Raw genomic sequence first — 3,313 nt, forward strand, 5'->3', positions numbered from 1 at the left:
TGCTCTCCCCCTCGCACCGAAACATCTCCCGCTCTCGTGGCGTCGGAGCTCACCGTGCCGGAACCACCGGATCGGCGTTGAGTTCATGCGGCGCCTCAGCGGCCGTCCGCGCCGCTGCCCGCCCCCACCGACGCCGAGCTGGAGCGGATCAAAAAGTGCCTGCTCGATCTCAGCCTCCGCCTCGCGCTGCCTGCGGACGCGAAAGGGGGATGAGGTCGGCCGGGGCCTCGCACTCACTCAAACGGTAATCCGGGTTTCAGGGCCGCCGGCCTCGGCAGACGGGGCCGGCGGGCTGTGTTGCGCAGCAGCGAGGGAGTGTCAACTCAACGGCTGATCTTGCTTGTTGAAGTGGTCAGTGGTTGGCGGGGTGAGGCGTCCCTTGAAGGCGATCTGGAAGGCGTTCAAGGGCGCCTTTCAGGGTGCCGAATATTTCATCCGCGCAGTCGGCACCCGCACAGCCTGTCGAGATCACAGTGGTCGCTTTGGTTCCCTGACGCCCTGCCCGGCCGGCGACCTGCCGCGACTCGTTGATACGTGCCTGCAGGAACGCGATCAGGTCATATGTGACGCCCCACTGTTCACGGGCCGGCCATTCTGGCCGTCACTGAAAGACGCCGGGACGTTACCTGAGAAGGTTGACCCCCACGCGACCGATGATGGAGTGTGTCAGGGACGGGGGCCCGTTCTTCGCACCGTTCGGAGCCGTCGATGACGCTTGTGGTCTCTCCCGTACTTGTCGGACGTGACACCGAACTGCGAACCCTCCTGAGGGCGATCACCCGCCCGCCCGCCGTTGCGCTGGTGGAGGGCGAAGCGGGCATCGGCAAGACGCGGCTGGTCAAGGCGGCGGTCGACCGGCTCGGCGGCGGTGAGCGGATCGTCCTGCTCGGCCACTGCCACCAGATCCGCGAGGCGTTCCCCTACGGCTCGGTGTTCGACGCCCTCCGGAACGCCGCCGACGCCCTCCCGGAATCGAACCGCCTCAACCCGGTCGTCGGGGCGCTGCGCGGCCACCTTCCCGAACTCGCCCGGGGGCTGCCGCCCTCGCCCGCGCCGCTCGATGATCCGCGGGTGGAACGGCACCGCTTGTTCCGCGCGGTCCACGCGCTACTCGAGGCAGTCTCCCCGGCCGTCCTGGTGATCGAGGACCTGCACTGGGCCGACGACGGCACCCGGGACCTGCTGCGGTTCCTCATCGGTCAGCCGCCGGACGGCCTCGCGCTGGTGACGACCTATCGGCGGTCCGACCTGCCGGTGCCGGGGTTGCCGCTCGGCCGTGCCTATCGGCGTTTGCCGGGGACGACGAGCGAGGTCATCTCGCTCACGCCGCTGGACGCGGAGAGCGTGCGGAGCCTGGCGGGCGCGCTGCTCGGCCGGGCGGACGTGACCTCCGCCTTCGCCGCCAGGCTGCTCGACCGTACCGCCGGGATCCCGTTCGTCATCGAGGAGGTGGTCCGCTCGCTGCCCGGCGCCGACAGGTGCCGCATGGACGACGACGGCGAGCCGGACGCGCTCGAGCACATCACCGTGCCAGTGCTCCTGCGTGAGGCGATGGCGGAGCGGCTCAGCGATCTGTCCCCTGCCGGGCTGAACGCGGTCTACGCCGCCGCCGCGCTTCGGCTGCCCGCAACCGAGCCGCTGATCGCCGCCGTCACAGGACAGTCCACGGGCCCGGGCCCGCTCCTCGGCGCGTCGCAGGTGGCGGCCGGGATCCGCGAGGCGTTGCGCGCCGGAGTGCTGCACGAGGACGTGGACGGCCGGTACGGCTTCCGCCACGTGCTCGCGCAGCAGGCGGTCTACGACGTGATCCCCGGACCGGACCGGCGGCGGGCGCACATGCGGGCGATGGCCGCACTCGCCGCGCTCGACCCGCCGCCGCTCGTCCAGCTCGCGTTCCACGCCCGCCGCGCGGGCGACATCGAGGCCTGGCGGCGGTACGGCGCGGCCGCCGCGGACCACGCCGCCGCGCTGGGCGACATCCCGCTCGCGGTCGAGGTGCTCGAGGGCATGCTCGGCGACCCCGACCTGCCGCGCTCCTGCCGGGGCCCGCTCATGCTGCGGCTGAGCCAGGTGGCTGCGATCGGGCTCTCCCACCGGCGGGTCGTACGGCTGCTGCGACGCCTGCTCTCCGACGACTTCCTGTCCCGGGAGGTACGCGGTGAGGTGCGGCTCAACCTCGGCGTGCTGATGTCCAACCAGGCGGGTGCCATCGCCGCCGGACGGCAGGAGATCATCGCGGCGCTCAACGATCTGGACGACCGGCCCGCCACCGCCGCCCGCGGCCTCGCCCTGCTGGCGATGCCCGCGTGGGGCGACGAGCCGCTCACCACCCACATGGAGTGGATGGACCGGGCCGAGCGGCTGCTCGCCGTCGTCAACGATCCCGAGGTCACGGCGGCGGTGCAGGCCAACAGAGTCGCCTTCGCCATGCTGGTCGGCTCGCCCGACGCCTTCACCCTGGCGGCGACGCTCCCTGTGAACGATCCGTCGGCGGCGGTGCGCAGGCAGGCCGCCCGCGCGTACTCGAACCTGTGCGACGGGGCGATCCCGCTCGGCCACTACGCCGCCGCCGAGCGGTTCGCCCAGGAGGGCAGGCGGCTCGCGAAGGAGACCGGCGCCCTTTACTCCGGCTACCTGGTGGAGGTGTCGTCGGTCCGGCTCGACTGGCTGACCGGGCGCTGGGACGGGCTGCGGCGGCGCGCCGCCGCCGTGGTGGAGATGACGCCGGAGGCGCCGCTCCTCGCGGCGGACGCGCAACTGGTCCTCGGCATGCTCGCGCTGGTCGCGGGCGAGTGGGAGGAGGCGGCGAGTTACCTCCACGCCGCAGGCCTGCGCCACCCCGGCTCCGGCTTCCATCCCGTCCTGGCCGCGGCGTCCGGCGGGGTGATCGAGCTGCACCTGGCCCGCGGCTCCGTGGACGCCGCCGTCTCCGAGGCAGACCGCGCTCTGTCCCGGCTGCGCCGCAAGGGCGTCTGGGTGTGGGGCGCCCACCTGGTGCCGTCCGCGGTCGCCGCACTGCTCACGGCCGGGCGCTTCGGCGACGCGGCCACCCTGGTGTCCGACTTCGCCGACAGCATCAAGGATCGGAGCGCACCCTCGGCCGAGGCGGCGCTCGACATGGCGCGCGGCATGACGGCCCAGGCCGAGGGCCGGCACGAAGCGGCGGCAGAGTTCCTCGCCAGGTCCCGTGCGGCCCAGGCGGCGATGCCCCAGCCGTACGGGGCGGCGCGGGCGGCCTGACCAACCCCCAGATCGCCGCGCACTTGGGGCTCAGCATCTCCACGGTTAAAACCCACGTGCGCAGGCTGCTGTC

Annotated in this window: 2 protein-coding genes; both read left to right on the top strand. The window is 72.6% G+C overall.

The genetic code is table 11. From position 1 onward, the window contains the following. The first annotated feature begins 708 nt into the window (after positions 1 to 708). Positions 709 to 3,240, top strand: a complete 2,532-nt coding sequence (locus ABZ260_RS48855) for an AAA family ATPase (RefSeq protein WP_355632187.1) — start codon at positions 709 to 711, stop codon at positions 3,238 to 3,240. A 23-nt stretch (positions 3,241 to 3,263) separates the two neighbouring features. Next, positions 3,264 to 3,313, top strand: a 50-nt coding sequence (locus ABZ260_RS48860; RefSeq protein WP_355632190.1) for a hypothetical protein, incomplete at its 3' end; no start/stop codon positions are given.

This window comes from Streptosporangium sp. NPDC006013 (assembly GCF_040614275.1).
In the GTDB taxonomy this organism is placed as follows: Bacteria; Actinomycetota; Actinomycetes; order Streptosporangiales; family Streptosporangiaceae; genus Streptosporangium.